Here is a 21222-nt window from a genome sequence, read left to right on the forward strand (position 1 = left end):
AGCAGAGACTGCCCGTTTTTTTATCTGCTGCCAAACCAAAAGGAATGCTATGAATGAATTTTTCGATAAGCAAATACTTTCTTTTAAAAGAGCTTATCTTTTTTGGAACCTAAGCATCCCATTTTTCCATGCCATGGTATAATATGTGCGGAGGGGATCTATGTTAAAATCAACCTTGATCATAATGTCAATTTTGTTAGTAACAATTCATTTCGCTGTTCTATATTTTTGGATGTTTGATTGGCAAAAATTAGCTACAAAAACAGGCTTTATAAGTTGGTTTGCCTCGATTCTATTAGGCATCTTTGTATATTTTTCTTTTCAAACTTTCAGCAGATGTGACAAAGCTGCTGTCGTCATCAGAAACATATTGTTATGTTCAACTTTACTGACCATCTTTTTAGCTTGTATTGCGTTCATTATAGAAGCAATTACAAAGGCGATGCCCTAAAAAAAGAAATATAGTTTTCACGATATTGGCTAAAAAGAAATATGTTGTTTCCCACCATTGCGAGGTGAATATAATGATTTATTTATTAGTCGGTTTGGGCGGGATAGCAGGTGCCTGCCTTCGATACTGTGTCGGCCTATGGACTTCCAGCTTTTGGACCGGATCTTTCCCAGCAGCGACACTTTTAGCCAATTTGGCTGGAAGTTTTCTTTTAGGATGGTTGACTGAATATGTATTTAAAATAAAAGGATTTCCTCCCCATTTTGCCACAGCGATCGGTACTGGCTTAATCGGGTCATTCACAACATTTTCAACTTTTAGTTTTGAGAACATTCAATTGATGATTGCCGATAAATGGGAAACAGCCATTATGTATACATTGTCAAGCTTAATAGGCGGTTATTTATTTGTTTCGTCTGGTTATCATCTTGGCCGAAAAATGCTTTCCCAGCACAACGCACGAACGGCCGATCATGAATAGGAGTGAAGAGTAATGCTTTTCAACTTTATCGTTGTAGGAATCGGAGGTTTTTTAGGAGCTAATGCCCGCTTGATCGTCACCAATTGGATTAAAAAGAAAAGCAATATGAAGTTCCCTGTCGCAACATTTATTATCAATGTCAGCGGATCTTTCCTGCTCGGCCTTTTGATCGGCATGAATATTTCAGAAGCATATCTACTGTTATTTGGAACGGGATATTTAGGAGCCTTTACCACCTTTTCTACGTTTCAGCTTGAAAATAAACAGCTGTTGACAGAAAAACAAAAAACAGTGTCCATTTGCTATTTTCTTTCAAGCTATGCGTTCGGTCTTTTGTTTGCCTTTCTCGGCTTCCAACTAGGCGCTATATTTTAAAAACTTATTTGAATCATATTGTCATGGTTTGATTTTTTCTTTATAATACAGATTGTCCAGCGGGATGTAGCTCAGCTTGGTAGAGCACCAGCATGGGGTGCTGGGGGTCGCAGGTTCGAATCCTGTCATCCCGACTCTGTAAATCTCCTAAATCATCATTTAAAATCAAAAACGCCGCTTGAGCTTTTTCAAGCGGCGTATATTTTGAATTACGTCTTTTTAATCCCTTTCCTCAGTTTAATTAATTTATATAAGTTAATCACAACCGTTTTGGTTACAGCATATGTTGGAACAGCCAAAATCATCCCCAAAATTCCCGCGATATTTCCTGCAACAAGCAACAAAATAATAATGGTCAGCGGATGTGTATCAAGCCTCTTGCCGATAATAAACGGAGAAATCACATTCCCATCAATTTGCTGAACAATTGTCACAACAATAATCGCAAGAAGCGCTTTAAAAGGCGAATCAAGCAAGCCGACAATAACGGCCGGAGCAGCTCCAATAAACGGACCTAAATACGGAATAATATTGGTGATTGCCACAGTTATTCCAAGCAGCAAAGCATATGGCAGATCAATAATTAAGTATCCGATAAACGTAAAGAGCCCGACAAACATGGAAACAAGCATTTGTCCTTGAATATAGGTAGATAAGGTTTCGCCTGTTTCCTTTAAGATAATCATAACTTCATCGCGGAAATCGCTCGGAAAAAACTTTACGACCTGGTGCGGCAGCTTATGTCCGTCCTTGATCATATAAAATAAAATGAACGGCACCGTGACAATAATGAGTGTTATATTTGTGATAACGCTGAAAACGGACTGAACGCCATTCGTAATATTATTTGTAATTCTCGATGCATATTGCGTAATGGTGCTCTCAATTTTTTCAATGGAAAAATAATCTTGCGTCAATACCCATTGGAACCAGCTTGTTTGATACAGGTTTTCAATGATTTCTCTCGTTTTTGTTATATAAAAAGGAATGTTTCGAATTAAATCATTAAACTGCTTAACAATCGTAGGCCCTACCAACCCGATGACGATCGAAATTCCGCCGATAAACACGATATACAAAATCAAAATAGCCAGAACTCTTGGAATTTTTCGCTTTTCAAGAAAGCCAATAATCGGAGCAAACAAAAAGTAAAGAAAACCGGAAATAATTATGGGAAAAAACAAAGTAGTTATAAAGATCACAATGGGCTCAAAAAGAAAAGATATTTTTGTGCTGAAATATAAGATCAAAATGATCAAAAGTATTTCTAACGTCCAAAAATGAAGTTTTGATTTAAACAAAATGCTTGCCTCCCGCATCCAATTTTGCAACATTCGTTCCAATATTTAGAATATCATGTATTTACATATTCTAAGCAATTTTTTTCAATCCTCCTATTGCTTCTAATCCAAATTTTCCGCTCAAATTTAAGGAAAACCTTTTTAAATTTTTATGTTAAGCTTTATAATGTTTGCTCTTCGCAATGTTTCAAACAAAATCACAACAACAGGACCTAAAAATAAACCTAATATACCGAGCATCTTTAGTCCAATGAACATGCTGATCAAGGCGGCAAGAGGGCTTATTCCCATGTTGGTCGACATAATTTTCGGTTCGACAGCACGTCTGACGACAGTGATCACAAGAAATAAGACAACTAATCCTATTCCGAGATTGGTTTGCCCCTGGCTAAATGCATAAATAGCCCAAGGAACCAGCACCGATCCTGTTCCCAATATTGGAAGGATGTCAACAACCACGATAATGATTGCCAAAATCAAGCTATAATCTACACGAAGCAGCACCAACCCAATATAAGCTAGTATAAATGTCAGCAAACTTAAGATAACTTGCGCTTTAATAAAGCCGAAGCCTGCTTTGTAAAGATCATTCACAACATATTTTATTTTATTTCTCGTTTTTTCTGTCAGCATGGTCTCGAGCGAAGCCCATATTTTCGGCAGATCCAAACTGATTAAATAGAGAGCAATCAAATAAATCAGCGCTTCAATGAAAAAGCCAGGAATGCCGGAAACAAATAATATGAGCGATTCCATCAATTGCTTCACAAGACCGTCAACTGCATTGACAGAATTATTAATGGAAATTTCAATAGACGTCATGACACCTTCTGGAAGGGAAGCGGAATAATTTTCCCACGTATCAAGAAGAGGATTAATAAAATCATGATTGAATTTTCTAACATATAAAGGGATATTTTCTATAAAACTCACAAAGTTTGTATATATAAAGTTTATCAAACCAAAGCCTAGAATACATAATAAGAGTAAAAAAACAACAAAAATGAGCAAAACTGCATAAGGTCTTTTTATTTTAAATCGATTTTGGAGAATGCTGATAGGCTTTTCAAGTACAAGAGCTGTAAGCAGCGCAAGCAATATCGGGATGCTGAACGGTATTAGTATAAGAATGGCAATACCAATGATGATAAGCGGAAGATACTTTTTCATTTTCAATACATCATTCTCCTATCTATTCTATACTCAAAATCATCATGTTATCCTTATTATATCGTGGATTTTCCATTTGAACTATTGAAATTCCTTATTATTTTTATAAATTGTTATTTGTTCGACATTTTGCAAAACACATTTACTTCAGTAAAAAAAATACTAGACAAATCGCAATTTGACCAATATACTGTAGATGAGCAATTTTCATAACAATAATTACCATACCAAAAGAGACAAACAGGGTACCCCTTATGCCACATGGAGCTGTTTTTTGACAACATCAATGGGAATATCTTGCTTCGCTGCATGGTAAATGAACTCGACGAGACTATGCCCTTTCTTCGTTCGGAGAAGATCAAGCCCAGTAGAGAAATCCCGGTTGGACTCGACCATACTGTACACATAAGCGAGTTGCACCAAGATCCAATACCGTTTCACCGCCCGACGTTGACGAACGCGGTACCCATCGAGCTTCAGCTGGTCTTTCGCTTGTCGAAAAAAGCATTCGATCGACCAACGCTGGGCATAGTAGCGCAAGATCTCTTCATCGCTTAGCTCCCGGTCGGTGCTCAAGACGCAGTGAAGATGTTCGGGTGTCATCGGCTGATCGGCTTTCCAAGCCAACAACACAACGGCATCATCGAGACCTTTCAGCGATCCCTCGTAGCGATACACGCGATAACGCTCTTCTCCCACCGTGACGAGATGGGTGTCGTTCGGTTCGATATAGCGGGCAAACTGTTTGGCTTGGATGGCGATGCCTTTCGGATAGAGAATCCGGTTCGTTTTGAGCATCGCGATGACGTGAAATCCTTTTTTCAGACAGGCTTCCACGAGCGCTTGCGATGGATACCACGAATCCATCAGCACATAAACGGGACGGCGTACATCCAAAGAAGAAAGCATCTCGATCGCGAGTTCCCCCTTGCTTTTCCCAGCCGCCTTGTCGTAGAGGCGGAACGCAAAGGGAAAAGCCTGGGTCATCGTATGAACCATGAGCCAAACAAGAGAATGTCCCCAGATCGACTTTTTCTCTGTGTGAGAATAGTGCCAATCACACCCTTGAATGGCGTGCGTTGCCCGTGACGAAGGCTTGATTTTTTGGCAAATCGTACAATATAATCAAATTAGAAAAACGGAATAAGAATAAAAATTCCCAAAGGGGAGTAGCTTAACAATAAAGTCGTCATTTCGTGGAGGAATCCACCGGCTTTATTGAACAACTGGATGTTGTTAGCGAGACCTTTGCCATAAAAATGGCAAAGGTCTTTTTGCATCTTAAAACAATTTTTGGGAGGATGATTTGAGTTGCTGCTTAGAAAATATATGTCCAAAATCGGAATAGGCTCTGCAACAGTCGATCTTGTACTGGATAAAGAAACGTATTCTCCAGGAGAAAAAGTAACAGGCACGCTCTACATTAAAGGAGGCACTATAACTCAAAAGATTAAGCAGCTGCAATGTGATCTTATGAAAATAAACAATCAGGCTGATCAGCAATCAATCGCCTCCATTACGTTATTCGCTCCTGACATAATCGATCCAGCTGATTGCGCAAAAATTCCTTTTGAATTTGTTTTACCAAAGCATCTTCCCGCAACAACAGACAGTTTAACATACCGTTTTAAAACAACATTAGTGTTTGAAGAAGGAATCGATAGTCTGGATCATGACACAATACAAATTTTAAAAAATAAACCTAGTGGAGGGGAAAACGATGAGAAAAATATGGAAAAGAATTCGGTTCATTTATAACTTTCGTTCATTTTTCCCTTTTATATTTGAATTTTTCTTATCGAAGGAGGTGAATAGGAAAAAAAAGCTATTCTCGATCGCTTTCATAATTGGATATTTCCTGTTGCCGTTCGATGCAATACCAGATTTCCTGTCCTTAATTGGAATTGTGGATGATGTCGTTATATTTACTTTTATCATGCAGCAAATGATCAAAATGGCTCCGAAGGAATTACAGGAAAAATATTGTCTTGCATAACAAAGGATAAAAACATCGAAATGAGTATAAAATATTTGAGGAGTGATAAATATTGGAACTATTCTCACCTGAGTTTTTTTCAGCATTACTTTCGATTGTTATCATTGACCTTGTTTTAGCTGGTGATAATGCCATTCTAATCGGTTTAGCAGCTAGAAATGTGCCGAAACACCAACAAACAAAGGTCATTATATGGGGGACATTTGGAGCGATTTTTATCCGGGCAATTGCGACGCTTGCGGTTGTTTGGCTTTTAAAAATCCCTGGACTGCTATTAGTCGGCGGAATTCTTCTCCTTTGGATCGCCTATAAACTTCTCATCGATAAAAAAGAACATAACGTCGATACCGGGAATAGCTTTTGGTCCGCTATGAAAACGATCATTGTAGCAGACGCTTTAATGGGGCTTGATAATGTTTTAGCGGTTGCCGGTGCCGCGCACGGATCGTTCCTTTTAGTCATAATCGGATTGTTAATTTCCATTCCAATCGTTGTGTGGGGCAGCACGCTCATCATCAAATGGATTGAACGGTTCCCAGTTATCGTGACAATTGGGGCTGCCGTTATTGCCTTTACAGCAGCCAAAATGATCGTAGATGAAAAATTTCTAAAAGGCTTCTTTGAAGAAAACCCGCTTCTAAAATGGGGCTTAACGATTATTCTTGTTGCAGGCGTTATTTTTGCCGGATATTTAAAAAAGAAAAAAGCTTCCCCTGTGGAAGCAAAAGAAGAAGCATCTTAAAAAATGATGCTGATACCGTTTTTCCTAAAGCCTAAAAACAAATTCCGTGGGGCTGTCTAATAAGTCGATTTTCCGGCTTATAGACGTCCCTTTAATGTTTTAGCAATGTTGATATATCAATGTTTATGATGTTTCGTTTTCAATGGATTTTGACTTTCTGGACAGCTCCATCATTACAAATATTTTCGATGGACATTCCGGCCGTCAAAATTAAATAAAACAGGTTTATCCTCAATAATCGTTTCTAAATGGACACCTCTCCCCCAAAGCTGATAAATGTATGGAAGCACCTTTTCAAGGTACTTAATATCAAGTTCAATCCCTTCATACCAATGTTTTAAATATAGTTCGCCGTTTTTCATATAATCCCCATCCATTACCGTAATGTACGGAAAACCGCCATTCACCCGCATGCTTACGAGCTGATCCCGCACTTTTTCCCAATCTTTATCAACAATTTTATAGTCTTTGCCTTGTTTTTGAAATAAGTACATGTCTTCCCGCATAACAAGATCTTTTGTTAAATAGTTGCGAAGAAATGAAATATCCGATTCAATTTCCCGCACCTCAAACAGCTTTTCCCTGCCCGAACCGGGTTGAATTCCCCGCTTTTTCATTTCCTCGGTCGGATTGTTATACCTTTCTTCGATATCCTCAAATATTTTTAAACCTAAATAATAAGGGTTAATGCTCGTTCTTGACGGCTGTACGACACCCGCATTTAATTTAGCATATTCAATTGCTTCATCAGAGGTCAAATCCAGCTCTCTCATGATCCGCTGGTGCCAATACGTCGCCCAGCCTTCATTCATTATTTTTGTTTCAAGCTGAGGCCAAAAGTATAGCATTTCCTCTCTCATCATTGTTAAAATATCACGCTGCCAGTCTTCAAGCTCCCGGCTATACTCTTCGATAAACAAAAGCACGTCTTTCTCCGGTTTGGGAGGGAATTTTTTCTTTTTCTTGATTGTCTGTTCACTTTTTTCTTTTTTTTCTCCTAAAGACCAGAGATCATCATACGGTGTTTTGTATGTCTTATGCTCTTCTTCCTCATCAACATCATCCAAGCTCCAAGAAAGTTTTGTCCGAACTAAAGACGGATCAATATGTTCTTGGATGGATAAAACCGCGTCTAAAAATTTTTCCACTTCTCTTTTTCCATATAAAAGTTCATATTTCTTGATTCTTTCCGCTGTTGCCGCCATGCTTTCGACCATATCCCGTTTCGTATTACTAAAGCGGATATTGTTTTTAAAAAAATCACAATGCGCGAGGACATGTGCAACAATTAGTTTATTTTGAATAAGAGAATTAGTGTCAAGCAAAAAGGCATAACAAGGATTTGAGTTAATCACCAGTTCATAAATTTTACTAAGACCTAAATCATAATGGAGCTTCATTTTATAAAATTGCTTTCCAAAGCTCCAATGGGAGAAACGAGTCGGCATTCCATATGCACCAAATGTATAAATAATATCAGCTGGACAAATTTCATATCTCATCGGATAAAAATCAAGACCAAACCCCTTTGCGATTTCTGTTATTTCTTCAATCGCATATTGAAGAACTTTATGATCCTCCTTGTTCATTGTTCATCCCCCTTCTTTTTCCTTACAACAATTTATGAAAACAAACGGGAGATGATGAAAAACATTTTGAACGTTGTGTCAGATTGCACTATTTCCATTTCACATCTTGAACTGCCTGTCACCAAACGAAAAGCTAAAAAGGGAGACATTCCTGTTCAAAAATACACAATCTTATAAAAAAATGGTGCCTTCTCACGGCACCAAATATTAAAAACTTTTTTGGAAAAACTACATTAAATGGTCGAACCTTCATGCTGCGCAATTTGTAAAGCTGGGCCAAAAAATTCGTAATGAATATTTTCGGAAGCAACCCCCAGCTCCTTTAAATAATTAATGACTGCTTTCATAAATGGCACAGGGCCGCAAATAAAATAATCTGCATTTTCAGATAAGAATTGCTTAAGAATGTCTTTAGTCATATAACCTGTATGATTGGCGCTTTCTTGACGTGACGGCTCCGTATAACAAATAAAGGATGTTCCATTTGGCAACCTGTTCATTAACTCTTTTACTTCCAAACGAAAAGCATGAACATCTTCATTTTTAGCAGAGTGAACAAAACGAACCGGTCTAGAAGGATTTTCTTTTGCTATTGTATTCAGCATGCTCATAATTGGCGTTACTCCAACACCGCCGCTGATGAAAACAACCGGCGAGTTTTGCGTGACATCCAATGTAAAATCGCCAGCAGGCACGCTAATATTAAGCTCATCGCCAATTTGAACATCATCGTGCAGGTAATTCGATACGATCCCTTTTGGTTGATCCGGTTCTGCCTCACGTTTAACAGAAATTCGAAAATATTCTTTGCCAGGAGCGTCTGATAAGCTGTATTGACGATTCAGCAAATATTGATGGCCGTCTATTTTTACTTTTACGGTAACATATTGTCCGGGCAGGAATGATGGCAATACAGCATTATCTTTCGGTTTTAGGTAAAACGATGTAATAACAGAGCTTTCTTTTACTTTATCGACAACAACAAACGGCTTAAAGTCTTTCCAGCCACCTTCCATATTTTCAGCGTCAGCATACATTCGTTGCTCCAATTCGATAAATACGTTTGCAATTTCGTTATAAGCTTCTTCCCACGCAGAAATAATTTCATCTGTTGCTAAATCGCCTAACACTTCTTTCATAGCTGCTAATAAATTTTCGCCGACAATTGGATAGTGTTCTTTTTTAACCCCTAAGCTTCTGTGTTTATGAGCAATTTGCTTCACAACTGGCAAAATCGTCTCCAATTGATCAATGCGCTCGGCAGCAGCATAAAGTGTGGTTGCTAGCGCTGTTTGCTGTCTTCCTTTCTGTTGGTTTGTATGATTAAAAATATTTAATAACTCCGGATGATTGGAAAGCATTCGTTTATAAAAATGACTTGTGATTTCTGTTCCTTGCTTAGCTAAAACAGGCACAGTGGACTTTATAATTTCAATAGTACGTTCGGATAACATAAATTTGCACTCCTTTGTTTTGAAAAAAGATGTATTTTATATATATCTTTAAAGTAGTTGATCTTCGTCTTAAAAGCAATATTTTAAATACATCTTTTGAAAAGATGTCACATTTTTGAACCTAAATTATCCATCAGTGTATAATGGAGCTAGTACGGACAAAGAGAGGGAGGCCAATGCGTCTTACAAACTATACTGACTATTCGCTCCGTGTGCTCATTTACATTGGCACGAAAAACCGAGAGGAATTATCCAATATTAAAGAAATTGCGGATGTGTACGGCATTTCAAAAAACCATTTAATGAAGGTCATTTACCAGCTTGGGAAAAACGGGTATATTGAAACGATTCGAGGACGAAATGGCGGTTTCCGTTTAGCACGTCCTGCATCTGAAATAAATATTGGCGATGTGGTCAGAAAAACTGAAGAAGATTTCCATCTTGTCGAATGTTTTAATGAAAAAAACAGCGAATGTGTGATCACATCCGTCTGCAGGCTGCGCCATGTTTTCCAGCAAGCCTTGCAAGCTTATTTACAAGTGCTGGATCAGTACACACTCGCTGATTTAATCATAAATCAAAACGAATTGAAGCATTTGTTTAATGTGAAGTAGAAAAAAGCCTTTAATGGTCTTTCGTTTTTTGAATGAGGCATTTATACATTTGTTTTGAAAGAAACGGCTGTTGTTATGTCCAACATTTGCAACGGTACAAAAAACAGATTTATTCATACAATAAACATAACTCCTTTTAGGGAGGGATGTTTATTATGAATAAAATGGATTACGACAAAGCATTATATTACACGCACCGTTCGCAATGGGACAATTTGATTATTTTAATGGTGCGCACAAACGATGATTTTCTTTCCAAAAAAATTGAGCATTTTTTACACGCTTATAATTTTGAACACGATTATCAAATTATTGAGCATAAACTATATGCTTTACTTCGTTATATTGACCATGCATTAGAAAACGTAACAGAGGTTGAACCGGAAATCGCGATGAAATAGTTTCCAGAAAGGTGACTCAATAGTTTAAGCAACCTTTTTTCAGAAAAGTTATTTCTGAAAAATGGGGTTGCTTTTTCTTTCTGTTTTAGTCGTTTAAGTTATTGCTTCAATGCTGAAAGCGGCGATCGTTTTTGCCGAAAGCCCGTTTTTTCAGGAGCCTTTTTTCATGGCTATTGATCCGCTGCTATAATCGGCTATCAACTTTGCCAAAACTCGGGACTTAGCCCGCTTTTTTAAGAGCGTAAACGAAAAAGCGAGGGTGGAAAAACGTCTTGTTTTTCTCCCTCGCTCTTATTTTTAAGATTTATTGGACAGACTGAAGGGATCTCAATCGAAATGGAGTTAAGCTTTTTTAACTGTCAGAATATCATTTACTTTTTCCATTACGGCATTTATTAATTCTTCCAATGCCTTTTCACTATTATTCAGTGAATCGGCCTGAACAGCAAAATAAAATTTCACTTTCGGCTCGGTTCCCGAAGGCCGCAAACAGAACCAAGATCCGTCTTCAAGGAAATATTTCAATACATTTGATTTTGGCAAATCAATTGTTTCCTTTTTGTTCGATTGAAGCAATGTACGTTCACTTGTTAAATAATCCTCGATAATCGTAACCGTTTGACCTGCAATTTCAACAAGCGGATTTTGGCGGAAAGATTCTAAAATTCGCTTAATCTGTTCTGCTCCGTCCTTACCTTTTAAGGTTAACGATTTTAACCCTTCTCTGTAATACCCGTATCGATTGAAAATTTCCATTAATCCGTCATAAAGTGTGAGCCCTTTTTTCTTATAAAATGCACATACTTCAACAGCTAAAACGGCCGCTTGAACGGCATCTTTGTCTCTGGCAAAATCGCCAATTAAATATCCGTAGCTTTCCTCATAACCGAATTGAAATTTGTATTGTTTCGTTTGTTCAAATTCTTTAATTTTTTCCCCGATAAATTTAAACCCGGTAAGCGTATCAATTGTTTTTAGTCCATATTCCTCCGCTATTGCGCGGCCTATTTCCGACGTAACAATCGTTTTTAGAACAACGCCATTTTCAGGCAGCAATCCTTTTTTCTTTTTCTCAGAAAGGATATAGTTGAGCAAAATCGCACCCGTTTGGTTTCCTGTTAACACAATGTATTCGCCTTTGTCATTTTTGACAGCAACTCCTAAACGGTCAGCATCAGGGTCAGTTCCGATTAAAATATCAGCATCAATGCGTTTCCCTTCTCTTATCGCTAGCTCAAACGCTGCATGCTCCTCAGGATTCGGCGAAGCCACTGTCGAAAAATTTGGATCTGGAAGCTCCTGCTCTTTGACGACGGTTACATTTTGATAGCCTAATGATTGAAGAGCTCGTCGAACCGGTTTATTGGCTGTACCATGAAGCGGCGTAAAAACGACCTTTACATCTACTTCTTTTGCCAAATTAGGATTCAGTGAAATCGTTTTGATCTTTTCATTATATGCTTCGTCTATTTCCGCTCCAATGATTTTAATCAAGCCTTTTTGTTTTAAAATATCTTCATTTTCAACAGCAACTTCTAGTTCATTTTCAACTTCATTCACTTTTTTGATGATTTCATCAGCAATTTTTGGAGGAATCTGACCTCCATCCTCTCCGTAAACTTTAAATCCATTATATTCCGGCGGGTTATGGCTTGCCGTTATTACAACACCTGAAAATGCGTTTAAATAACGGACAGCAAAAGATAATTCAGGAGTTGGCCTTAATTCATCAAATACATAAGTTTGAATACCATGCGTTGCGATAGTTTTTGCCGCTTCCATAGCAAATTGCGGCGATTTGTGGCGGGAATCGTAAGCAATTACCACGCCGCGTCTTTTGGCTTCTTCTCCAAAAGATTCAATATATCTTGCCAATCCCTCAGAAGCCTTGCGGATTGTATAAATGTTCATCCGATTTGTGCCTGGGCCAATTTCTCCCCGCATTCCTCCTGTACCAAACTCTAAGCTTTTATAAAAGCAGTCCTCTAATTCGAGTTCATTGTCTGCTTTTTCTAGTAATTGCTGTTTTAGCTCTTGATCTATATCTTCTTTCGATATCCATCGTTGATAATTTTCTTTCCACTTTGCCATAACTTAACACCCCTCCAGTTCCCCTTCTTTTTCTCTCCTGAAATATTTTATCACAAATTTTATGGAAATGAGATGATCATCCCTATTTTTAGAACTATTCGAAACAGCTTTTACATATTTTTCGCAAATGATCGTCTTTCCATTTCTCGAGTTATTTATAAATTTATGTATTATTTGTATCATTTGAAAAAAAAACAAACCGAGCGACAAAGCTCTTTGCCACTGAACGGAAAAAAGAGCGCCAAACGGACGCTCTTTTTTCAGCAAGGCACTCCCATCCCGGGATTGCAAGAGGGGTTATTGAAGATCTTTTTCAGAAATGTTTGTTAATGCTTCTCCTGCCGCTTCATCAGAAGTCTTATTTGTTGCTAAATCTCCTAATGCGACCATGCCGACAACTTGATTATTTTCCACTACAGGCAACCGGCGAATTTGATTTTGTGCCATGATTTGGGCAGCTTCTTGCAGACTCGCGTCTGGACTACAGCATACAGGGTTTGTCGACATAACTTCTGCAACGGTTGTGCTTTCGTTTTTGCCCTGAGCTGTTGAGCGAAGCGTAATATCACGGTCTGTAATAATTCCTTTTAATTGTCCATTATCTGCAACAGGGATCGCACCAACATTATGCTGTCTCATTAACTGAGCAGCTTCCTGAACAGTTTGATTTGATGAAACGGAAATGACATTAGAAGACATGATATCGCGAATTTTATCCATAGTCTCACTCCTTTCGTTGATAGTTTGAACAATATGTAAAAATTTATGAATGATAATAATTCTTAGCTGATGTTTTATTGATTTCATCGCAAAATCATTTTTAATTCAGGGGAAATGTATTATAATGCCTTTAGAAAGAAAACAGAGAGGTTAGTTGGATGGATGATAAGCGAAAAGACAATTTGCTGTTGATAGGCTGGATCGCTTCTTTAATTTCTACCTTAGGAAGCCTGTATTTTTCTGAGATCATGCATTTCGAACCATGTAAATTGTGCTGGTTTCAAAGGATATTTATGTACCCGCTCGTTGTTATACTTGGAATAGCTGTAGTAAAAAAGGATTACAAAATTGCAAGCTATTCCTTAACTTTGTCCATTATGGGAGGCATGATTTCCATTTACCATTATTCTATACAAAAAATTCCTTTTTTGGGGGAACATAGCCTCGCATGCGGAAGAGTTCCTTGTACAAGCGACTACATTAATTGGTTTGGATTCGTTACAATTCCTTTCTTGGCTTTAATTGGCTTTTCAATTATTTTCCTCACAAGCTTTTTCATTTTACGGCAGAAAGGATAACGTTTCCGTTATTTTCAGATTTTTCAAGAGGCGAATGATGCAAATTCTATAGACCAGCAAACAAAACCTTTGGATTTATAGCTTTCAATTATGTTTTTTTACCCATATTAAGACTTAATCGCAATCCGGCAAGTTCATGAGGTCTTAGAAAGATAAACATTTATTTTTTGCGGTTGCCGTCATTCCCGTCATTTATGAAAATCGGTTTACATTTTTTAGTGCAAAGGAACGAAAGGAGTGAATAACGGCGATACTTTCCCCAAAATTTTTAAAATTACGGGGTCTTCTCGCCAAATTATATGAAAAAACTGCTTATATTCGGCGGAATCATTATTGTACTGTTCGCGGCACTGGCAATTGTAACAAATTTGCAAAATAAGCAAAAGGCGGAAGGAAATCCGTACAAAAAGTCGAGCCTGCATCCTGAAACCGTCAAGCTGCTGGATGATCCAAATTATCAAAACATCATACTTCCGGATGAGCTAGAAACAAAATTAAATAATCAAGAAGATGTCATTGTCTATTTTTTCAGTTCTACCTGCCCGCACTGTAAAAACACAACACCGATCTTAATGCCTTTGGCAAAAGAATTAAATGTGGATATCTACCAATACAACCTTCTTGAGTTTGAAGAGGGCTGGGACGAGTATAAAATTGATGCAACTCCAACGCTTGTCCATTATGTAAACGGAAAAGAAACCGATCGTATCGTCGGTTCACAGGAAAAAAGCGTTTTTCGGGAAGCGCTGGAAAATTGGACAAAATCAGAATAAGGAAAACCTGTCTTTTCATGACAAACATGGAAGCTGTAAATGCCTGCTTGGCAATATGGAACAATTGTCTGTCGGAGAAAAACAAAAACTTGCACAAGAAAGTTAAAGCCGCTTTTATTTCAAAAGCGGCTTTTTGAATAATCAAATTTTGTCAATCTTAACAGGAAAAGCGGACAGAATATCCGTATCTCCAATATTTAGAAATTTTGTTCATACTGCAATAAATCGTCTTCATACGCTTGGCTCCAGCAAAATGATGAATGATTTGCAAATCACTATCGCAAAATAATCAATTTATCCGGAAAGATTTCCAAACATATTTCTTCTTCAAGCTCACAAATGTATTTCCATTGAAGCTGAAGCATTTTTTCACCTTTCAAAAGCTGCTGAACAGCATATAGGAAAGGCTTGTAGTATTACCGATTTCTTATTTCTTACCTTTTAAAAAGTATCAGGATCAGGACCTATCCGCTCATTTTTATTGAGGGAATCGATTTTTTCCATATCTTCTTGAGATAGTTCAAAATCGAAAATAGAAGCATTTTCAATAATTCGATGCTCTTTTGTCGATTTTGGAATTGTCACGACCTCATGTTGAAGATCCCAACGGAGAATCACCTGTGCGATCGTTTTATTGTATTTTTCAGCAATCTCGGCTAAAGTTTCATTATCGAGAAGCCCGCCTCTCATAAGCGGGGACCAAGCTTCAAATTGAATGTTTTGCTCTTTGCAATATTTTCTAAGTTCCTCCTGTGTTAATCTTGGATGAAATTCCACCTGATTAACCATCGGTTTAATCTCCGCACTTTGCAATAAATCCTCTAAATGGTGAACATGGAAGTTGCAGACTCCAATCGCCCGAACTCTTCCGTCTTTATACAACCGTTCTAATGCCTTCCATGTTTCTTTATATTTTCCTGAAACTGGCCAGTGGATTAAATATAGATCCAAATAGTCTAATCCTAATCGATTTAGGCTGTCATCAAACGCTTTTAATGTAGAGTCGTAGCCTTGATCGTCATTCCAAACTTTTGTTGTGATAAATAGTTCTTCTCTCGGTATTCCCGATTCTTTTATCGCAATTCCGACTCCCTCTTCATTTTTATAATATGCCGCCGTATCTATGCTGCGGTAGCCCGCTTTAATTGCTGATTTTACAGCTTGAATTACTTCTTCCCCTTCATTGACTTTATATACGCCTAAACCAAACCACGGCATTTTAACACCATTATGTAAAGTCACCGTATCTTGCAAGCTTTTGACCAACCAACTCCACTCCCTTTCTAGTTATGGTGCATCACTTCTATTATGCATGATCCCTGTCAAAAAGTGAATATTTCGAAAAAATTAAATCATTTCAACTATATCTTCTACTTCCTTTAGCATCGCCTTTTTCGTATTTTCATCGACATAAGGAACTGAATAAAAAAACTTATGAGTGATTGTTTCAATCCCGCAAAAATTTAAAATACCGACATCAACGATTGTCTCCATTGATGCAATTAACTGATACGGCTTTAAATAATTTTCCGGATGAGATGTTGTTTGAAAAATAATCGCTCTTTTATTTTGCAAAAGCCCTTTTGCCCCTTCATCCGTAAACGTAAAAGCGAAGCCATTCGTGAATATTTTTTCGATATATCCTTTTAAAATAGCGGGCATGCCGTTCCACCATGTCGGATAAATAAAAATTAATTGTTTTGCCCACGAAAAATGCATTTGCTCTTCTTGTATCGCTTTGGATACGGCTGGATTGTGTTTTGTAAAGTAATCCTCTTTTAAGACAGGATTAAAGTTCATTTCATATAAATCCCGAATTCTAATTTCATGCTGCTTTTGCTGAAGTTTTTGTACAGTAGTCTGCAAGATCGCGTAATTAAAACTGTTTGGATTTGGATGGGCGTAAATAATCAGTGAATTCATAAAACTACCTCCAGACGATGTTACTTTTAGTATGAAAGTTCTTGTTAAACTTCATGCACGACAGAAAATAATGAATCCCCTTTCATTTTTCATAATTTTTGAAATGGAAAATAATTATAAAATAAGGTTGAAAGTTAGTTGGAAATTGATAAAATAACAGTAATCTAAATCTTTTTTTGAAAAGGTTGGGAATACTATTTGAGTACAAAAAAAACTTGCCGTTTTATTATTCATGCAACTGGAAAAAATGGAGAAACGTATTTAGCGACCTGTCAAAACAAATGGGAAGTAAAACAATGGATTGCAGCCAATCACTCGAAAGTAAATAAAAAAGAATTGAAAATCATCGACAAACAGAAAAAACAAATAGTAGCCAAAAACATTTTCATTGTGTCCACCGTTTTATTTGCACTTTACGAGCTTTATATACTTCTTTAGGGACATCCAGTCAATTGGCTAGATTTTATTTTTGATCATTTTTTGGACAATTTCTTTAGTATAATATATAGAGAATTTGTTCTTTATTAGGAGGAACTTGAATGGAAAACTGGATTACAGAATTTATGGAGCAATATGGCTACCTCGGGATTTTTTTAATTATTGCGCTAGAAAACATTTTTCCACCGATTCCGTCCGAAATTGTCCTTCCTTTTGGCGGTTTTATGACCACTTATTCGAACTTGACAGTTCCAGGAGTTATTTTGGCGGCAACTTGCGGCTCCGTTGTCGGTGCAATCATTTTATACGGCGTCGGTCTGTTGCTAGATGTTGAGAGGTTGGAAAAAATTGTTGACCGTTGGGGATACATATTGAAAATTTCAAAAGAGGATATACATAAAGCAGACAATTGGTTTGACCGTTACGGCATATGGACTGTGTTATTTTGCCGAGTTATTCCGTTATTGCGAAGCTTAATTTCCATTCCTGCTGGAATGTCCAACATGAATTTCGTTTTATTTTTGATTTTCACTACGATCGGTTCTCTCGTATGGAATATATTTCTCGTATCGGTTGGCGCGGGATTAGGAGAAGCTTGGCCTCTCATTACCGAATACATAGACATTTATTCAAAAATCATTTATGCTGTGATCGCCGTTCTTGTATTTGCTGCAATCATCATTTGGTATTTTTTTCGATTCCGACGCTCCAAATCATAACGCTTTGCCTGAAGCGCTGAAAAATAATATATGCACGTTTTTTATACTTTTAGCTCGCCTCAATCAAACAAATACCGCTCGCAATGATGATTGAGGCTTAGCTATTCCATTCATCGCTGATAAGCGATTATTTCCACTTGTCTGGCCGAATGAAAGGATATTGGAAAGCTGCTTCGAAAACGCGCTTTCCAATGATTTGTTTTATGCGTCATACAATTCAAACAATGTAGCGAGGCCCAGACCACCTGCGATTCCTAATGTTGCGATTGCCCGTTTGCCTCTCAATCTTTTCATTTCTGTGCAAAGCCTTGCAACAAGAATAGCGCCTGAAGCACCATAAGGATGTCCGATGGCAATAGCCCCTCCTCCCACATTCAGCTTTTCCAATGGGATGTTTAATTGCTTAACAGAAGCCAATACTTGAGAGGCAAAAGCTTCATTAAATTCGATTAAATCGATATCCTCCATTTGGAAGCCGGTTCGTTTCAGCAGCTGTTGCACTGCTGGAACAGGACCAATGCCTAAAAGGTTCGGATCGACACCTGCACTTGTACAATCGACAAATTTCAGAACGGGCAGAAGCCCAAGCTCTCGGCATTTTTTTTCAGACATGACAAGGACGGCACAAGCCCCGTCGTTCAATGGACAAGAATTGCCAACAGTCACTGTGCCATTTTCTTTAAATATCGGCTTCATGGCACGAAGCCTTTCCAAGCTCAACCTTTTCCTTGGACATTCATCACGATCCATGCCATTTACAGGGACAATTTCACTGCTGAATCTGTCATTCTCCATCGCTTGAACCGCTTTTTGATGGCTGCTGTATGCAAACAAGTCCTGCTCTTCCCTTGAAATTTGAAACGCTTCCGCAACATTTTCCGCCGCTTCCCCCATTTCAGGATCACCGAACGACTCCGGCGAAAACCGTGCTCTCGTATAGATCTTAGGTGGCTTCATTTCATATAAAGATAAAGGTTTTTCAATTCTCCAAGGGGCAAGGCTTGTACTTTCGACTCCTCCGGCAATATAAATGTCGCCGGCTCCTGATTGGACAAGCCGGCAAGCGAGATTCACCGCTTCCAATCCTGATCCGCATTGGCGATCAACAGTAATACCCGGAACTTGATCGGGAAGCCCCGCTAAAAGGAGTGAGAGTCTAGCGATATTTCCTCCTGGACCGACCGCATTTCCTAAAATAACTTCATCAATTTCCTGCGGATCGATTCCGCTCTCGTCTACAATCGCTTTGATGACTGCAGCAGCCAGTTGTTCAGGGCGGACGTTTTTAAACATTCCCCCCATTTTTCCAATAGGCGTTCTTTTTGCCATAACAATGACAGGGATCGTCATTTTTCTTCCCCTTTCACAATGAATTCAAGTTCTTTTCGCGCAATCTTTCCGCTGGATGTATAAGGGAACTCGTCCACTTCATAAAACGTTCGCGGGCATTTATATAACGGGAGCTCAGATCGGCAATAGCGCTTTAATGCATTGAAGCTTCTATGCTGAGCTTTCTCTTTCCATTTAATAAATGCAACCGGCTTTTGCCCCCAATAATCGTCCTCTACTCCAATAACAACCGCTTCCTCAACCTCATCCCGTTCCTTCAAAACTTTTTCAATTTCTTCCGGATAAATATTTAAACCGCCGCTGATGAACATATTTTTCTCGCGCCCAACGATCGTTAGAAAACCGTTCTCGTCTAAGTACCCTAAATCACCAATTGATGCACCGTCATCCTTCAATACATTTTTTGTTTCAATCGGGTTGTTGAAATACCCTGAAAATAATAAATTGCTGCGTACGACTACTTCCCCAACTTCATTAAAGGATGCTTCCGATCCATCTTTTTTTCTGATTGCTACTTCCACACCTGGAAAAGGAATGCCGACACTTTTTGGCGCTTTTTTAAAAATTTCATCATCGACATAACTGACAAAGCTTAATTCTGATGCGCCATAAAACTCAAATAACTGTCCGTTCGGAAACATTTCTTTTAACTGCTTTCTAGCTTCATAAGAAAGCTTTGCACCAGACGAAATGATTGTTACATTGTTCATTATGCATTTCTCTTCATTTTTCATCATTTGAAGCAAAGCTTGAATCATCGTTGGAACGCCATAAAATACAGTTGCCTCTCTCTTTAACAAAATATTGAATGTTTCCTTTTGAGAAAAAGCCGGGAGCAAATAAAAAGTCGCCCCGATATGTAAGGCGTGAACAGCCGCAAACAAGGACAACGAATGACATAAAGGGCCGGGAGCAATGATGACATCATTTTTTCCATATCCAAAAATTTGTTCTCCTACATTAAAGCTTTCCAGCCAGGATTTATGATTTCTCATATATCCTTTCGGTTTTCCAGTTGAACCTGAAGTAAAGCCGAGATAAAACAATTCTTCATCAAACTCTTCCCACTTCTCGTGATGATCCGTTTGGACATCTTTTTTTATTTCATCAATTAACATGACGTTCTCATGCTTTATTCCGGTCCGCTCCAAAAAATTGCGGCTTCCAATGCATATATCCAGCTGGCAGCTTTCCAATACATGCCGGATATCGCGCTTTTTCCATTTTGGATCAAAAGGAACAGCAATCCCGCCAAGTGTAATAACGGCAAAAAACACTTCTAAAAATTCTGAAGTGTTTCCCATTAATATGCCAACTTTTATATTTTTTTTGTTTGTCAATCGAATGAAAGCTGTTTGTATTTTTTTTATATTTTCGTACAGTTCATAATATGTAACCGTCCGTCCATTTATTTGTTGAATTGCCGGTTTTTGAGGATGTTCGTATGCAAATTGGCTAATGTTTCTCCCGATCCCCATCAGCTCACCCCTTAAGCAGCCTGTTTATTACGAGCTTTAATCAATGGATACGATTTTTGAATTCTTACTGCCAAAAATGCTGAAATCACCGCTTTTGTTAAATCTCCTGGAATATAAGCCAACGCCGATATGCTCGCACTTATCCAATTCATATTGGCAATCCAAGACAAATAAGAAATGCCGCATAAATAAACAAATAAAATACCACCAATTATATTAAATACTAACACTTTCCAAAATGCTAATTTTTCAAAATTCTTTTCAACTAAAAAACCGATTATAAAGGATGCAAAAGGCCAAGATAAAATATATCCACCGCTCGGACCAAATAATACTGCCAGCCCGCCTCTTCCGCCAGCAAGAATCGGTGCTCCGGCTCCTACAAGTAATACAAACAACAATAAACTGATAAATCCTCGTTTGGATCCTAACATTGCCCCTGCCAGCATCACACCCAATGTTTGAGCGGTGATTGGCACTGGCGTGAACGGAAGCGCAATCGGCGGTATGAGGCCGAGCACAGCAACAACAGCCGCGAACATTGATACTAATACCATATCATATAACTTCATACAAAT

At 38.1% G+C, this 21222-nt stretch carries 22 protein-coding genes, 1 tRNA gene and 1 pseudogene; 12 read left to right on the forward strand and 12 right to left on the reverse strand.

What is annotated here, in order from left to right; genetic code table 11:
* The first annotated feature begins 524 nt into the window (after positions 1 to 524).
* The 3 genes from crcB (NST97_RS08815) to NST97_RS08825 all read left to right on the forward strand — a co-directional run bounded on the left by crcB (NST97_RS08815) (position 525) and on the right by NST97_RS08825 (position 1441).
* Positions 525 to 932, forward strand: coding sequence for a fluoride efflux transporter CrcB (crcB, locus tag NST97_RS08815; protein ID WP_341343129.1), 408 nt, complete (start codon positions 525 to 527; stop codon positions 930 to 932).
* Between the two features lie 12 nt (positions 933 to 944).
* Positions 945 to 1307: a fluoride efflux transporter CrcB gene (gene crcB, locus NST97_RS08820; RefSeq protein ID WP_341343130.1), complete on the forward strand. Its 363-nt coding sequence runs from the start codon at positions 945 to 947 to the stop codon at positions 1305 to 1307.
* Between the two features lie 60 nt (positions 1308 to 1367).
* Positions 1368 to 1441: transfer RNA gene (locus tag NST97_RS08825), tRNA-Pro, on the forward strand.
* Positions 1442 to 1516: 75 nt separating this feature from the next.
* Here NST97_RS08825 and NST97_RS08830 read toward each other — a convergent pair.
* The 3 genes and pseudogenes from NST97_RS08830 to NST97_RS08840 all read right to left on the reverse strand — a co-directional run.
* Entirely contained in the window at positions 1517 to 2608 is a 1092-nt protein-coding gene (locus tag NST97_RS08830) for an AI-2E family transporter (RefSeq protein WP_341343131.1), read from the reverse strand.
* Between the two features lie 141 nt (positions 2609 to 2749).
* A complete protein-coding gene (ytvI, locus tag NST97_RS08835) occupies positions 2750 to 3778 on the reverse strand; it encodes a sporulation integral membrane protein YtvI (RefSeq protein WP_063387477.1) in 1029 nt (342 codons plus the stop codon).
* Positions 3779 to 4030: 252 nt separating this feature from the next.
* A pseudogene (locus NST97_RS08840) lies at positions 4031 to 4894 on the reverse strand (IS701 family transposase); the annotation flags it as partial.
* A gap of 195 nt (positions 4895 to 5089) precedes the next feature.
* Here NST97_RS08840 and NST97_RS08845 point away from each other — a divergent pair.
* Genes NST97_RS08845 through NST97_RS08855 form a run of 3 tightly spaced genes read left to right on the forward strand, consistent with a single transcriptional unit; the run spans position 5090 to position 6516 of the window.
* Positions 5090 to 5536: a sporulation protein gene (locus NST97_RS08845; protein WP_063387267.1), complete on the forward strand. Its 447-nt coding sequence runs from the start codon at positions 5090 to 5092 to the stop codon at positions 5534 to 5536.
* Complete coding sequence (locus tag NST97_RS08850) at positions 5499 to 5774, forward strand: YkvA family protein (RefSeq protein ID WP_066250884.1); 276 nt, start codon at positions 5499 to 5501, stop codon at positions 5772 to 5774. The genes NST97_RS08845 and NST97_RS08850 overlap by 38 nt, the downstream gene beginning before the upstream one ends.
* Positions 5775 to 5826: 52 nt before the next feature.
* Positions 5827 to 6516, forward strand: coding sequence for a TerC family protein (locus tag NST97_RS08855; protein WP_066250886.1), 690 nt, complete (start codon positions 5827 to 5829; stop codon positions 6514 to 6516).
* Positions 6517 to 6689: 173 nt separating this feature from the next.
* Here NST97_RS08855 and NST97_RS08860 read toward each other — a convergent pair whose 3' ends face one another.
* Positions 6690 to 8105, reverse strand: coding sequence for a SpoVR family protein (locus tag NST97_RS08860; protein ID WP_144597072.1), 1416 nt, complete (start codon positions 8103 to 8105; stop codon positions 6690 to 6692).
* Between the two features lie 233 nt (positions 8106 to 8338).
* Positions 8339 to 9559 (reverse strand): NO-inducible flavohemoprotein, encoded by a 1221-nt coding sequence (gene hmpA / locus NST97_RS08865; protein ID WP_327848597.1) that lies wholly within the window; start codon positions 9557 to 9559, stop codon positions 8339 to 8341.
* A gap of 176 nt (positions 9560 to 9735) precedes the next feature.
* On the opposite strand from hmpA, the gene NST97_RS08870 reads away from it, so the two are divergent.
* Entirely contained in the window at positions 9736 to 10173 is a 438-nt protein-coding gene (locus tag NST97_RS08870) for an Rrf2 family transcriptional regulator (RefSeq protein ID WP_144597068.1), read from the forward strand.
* Between the two features lie 155 nt (positions 10174 to 10328).
* Positions 10329 to 10574: a YhdB family protein gene (locus NST97_RS08875; protein WP_341343132.1), complete on the forward strand. Its 246-nt coding sequence runs from the start codon at positions 10329 to 10331 to the stop codon at positions 10572 to 10574.
* 342 nt (positions 10575 to 10916) lie between these two features.
* Here NST97_RS08875 and NST97_RS08880 read toward each other — a convergent pair whose 3' ends face one another.
* Together NST97_RS08880 and NST97_RS08885 are read right to left on the reverse strand one after the other, a co-directional pair.
* On the reverse strand, positions 10917 to 12665 hold the full coding sequence (locus NST97_RS08880) for a phospho-sugar mutase (protein ID WP_341343133.1): 1749 nt from the start codon (positions 12663 to 12665) through the stop codon (positions 10917 to 10919).
* Positions 12666 to 12962: 297 nt separating this feature from the next.
* On the reverse strand, positions 12963 to 13385 hold the full coding sequence (locus tag NST97_RS08885) for a CBS domain-containing protein (RefSeq protein WP_063387258.1): 423 nt from the start codon (positions 13383 to 13385) through the stop codon (positions 12963 to 12965).
* Between the two features lie 158 nt (positions 13386 to 13543).
* On the opposite strand from NST97_RS08885, the gene NST97_RS08890 reads away from it, so the two are divergent.
* A complete protein-coding gene (locus NST97_RS08890) occupies positions 13544 to 13963 on the forward strand; it encodes a disulfide oxidoreductase (RefSeq protein WP_063387257.1) in 420 nt (139 codons plus the stop codon).
* 299 nt (positions 13964 to 14262) lie between these two features.
* The gene (locus NST97_RS08895; RefSeq protein WP_339210281.1) at positions 14263 to 14736 is read left to right on the forward strand and encodes a thioredoxin family protein; all 474 of its coding nucleotides are present in this window, start codon (positions 14263 to 14265) and stop codon (positions 14734 to 14736) included.
* Positions 14737 to 15177: 441 nt separating this feature from the next.
* On the opposite strand, the gene NST97_RS08900 is transcribed toward NST97_RS08895, so the two are convergent.
* Positions 15178 to 16002: an aldo/keto reductase gene (locus NST97_RS08900; protein ID WP_094244595.1), complete on the reverse strand. Its 825-nt coding sequence runs from the start codon at positions 16000 to 16002 to the stop codon at positions 15178 to 15180.
* 81 nt (positions 16003 to 16083) lie between these two features.
* Entirely contained in the window at positions 16084 to 16659 is a 576-nt protein-coding gene (locus NST97_RS08905; RefSeq protein WP_327848599.1) for an NAD(P)H-dependent oxidoreductase, read from the reverse strand.
* Between the two features lie 198 nt (positions 16660 to 16857).
* Between NST97_RS08905 and NST97_RS08910 the strand changes: the two genes are divergently transcribed.
* Both NST97_RS08910 and NST97_RS08915 read left to right on the forward strand, forming a co-directional pair.
* The gene (locus NST97_RS08910; RefSeq protein WP_339210283.1) at positions 16858 to 17097 is read left to right on the forward strand and encodes a hypothetical protein; all 240 of its coding nucleotides are present in this window, start codon (positions 16858 to 16860) and stop codon (positions 17095 to 17097) included.
* 101 nt (positions 17098 to 17198) lie between these two features.
* Positions 17199 to 17816 carry a DedA family protein gene (locus tag NST97_RS08915; protein WP_117016936.1) on the forward strand — a complete coding sequence of 206 codons (618 nt, stop codon included), beginning with the start codon at positions 17199 to 17201 and terminating at the stop codon, positions 17814 to 17816.
* A gap of 201 nt (positions 17817 to 18017) precedes the next feature.
* Here the strand turns inward: NST97_RS08915 and NST97_RS08920 are convergent, their stop codons facing one another.
* Genes NST97_RS08920 through NST97_RS08930 form a run of 3 tightly spaced genes read right to left on the reverse strand, consistent with a single transcriptional unit; the run spans position 18018 to position 21216 of the window.
* Positions 18018 to 19166 (reverse strand): thiolase family protein, encoded by a 1149-nt coding sequence (locus NST97_RS08920; RefSeq protein WP_130156496.1) that lies wholly within the window; start codon positions 19164 to 19166, stop codon positions 18018 to 18020.
* A complete protein-coding gene (locus NST97_RS08925) occupies positions 19163 to 20644 on the reverse strand; it encodes an AMP-binding protein (RefSeq protein WP_341343134.1) in 1482 nt (493 codons plus the stop codon). Before NST97_RS08925 ends, NST97_RS08920 begins: the two co-directional genes overlap by 4 nt.
* Positions 20645 to 20655: 11 nt before the next feature.
* Positions 20656 to 21216: a biotin transporter BioY gene (locus tag NST97_RS08930; RefSeq protein ID WP_063387249.1), complete on the reverse strand. Its 561-nt coding sequence runs from the start codon at positions 21214 to 21216 to the stop codon at positions 20656 to 20658.
* Between the last annotated feature and the right edge of the window lie 6 nt (positions 21217 to 21222).

It is taken from the genome of Aeribacillus sp. FSL K6-1305 (assembly GCF_038050115.1).
Classification (GTDB): domain Bacteria; phylum Bacillota; class Bacilli; order Bacillales; family Aeribacillaceae; genus Aeribacillus; species Aeribacillus composti.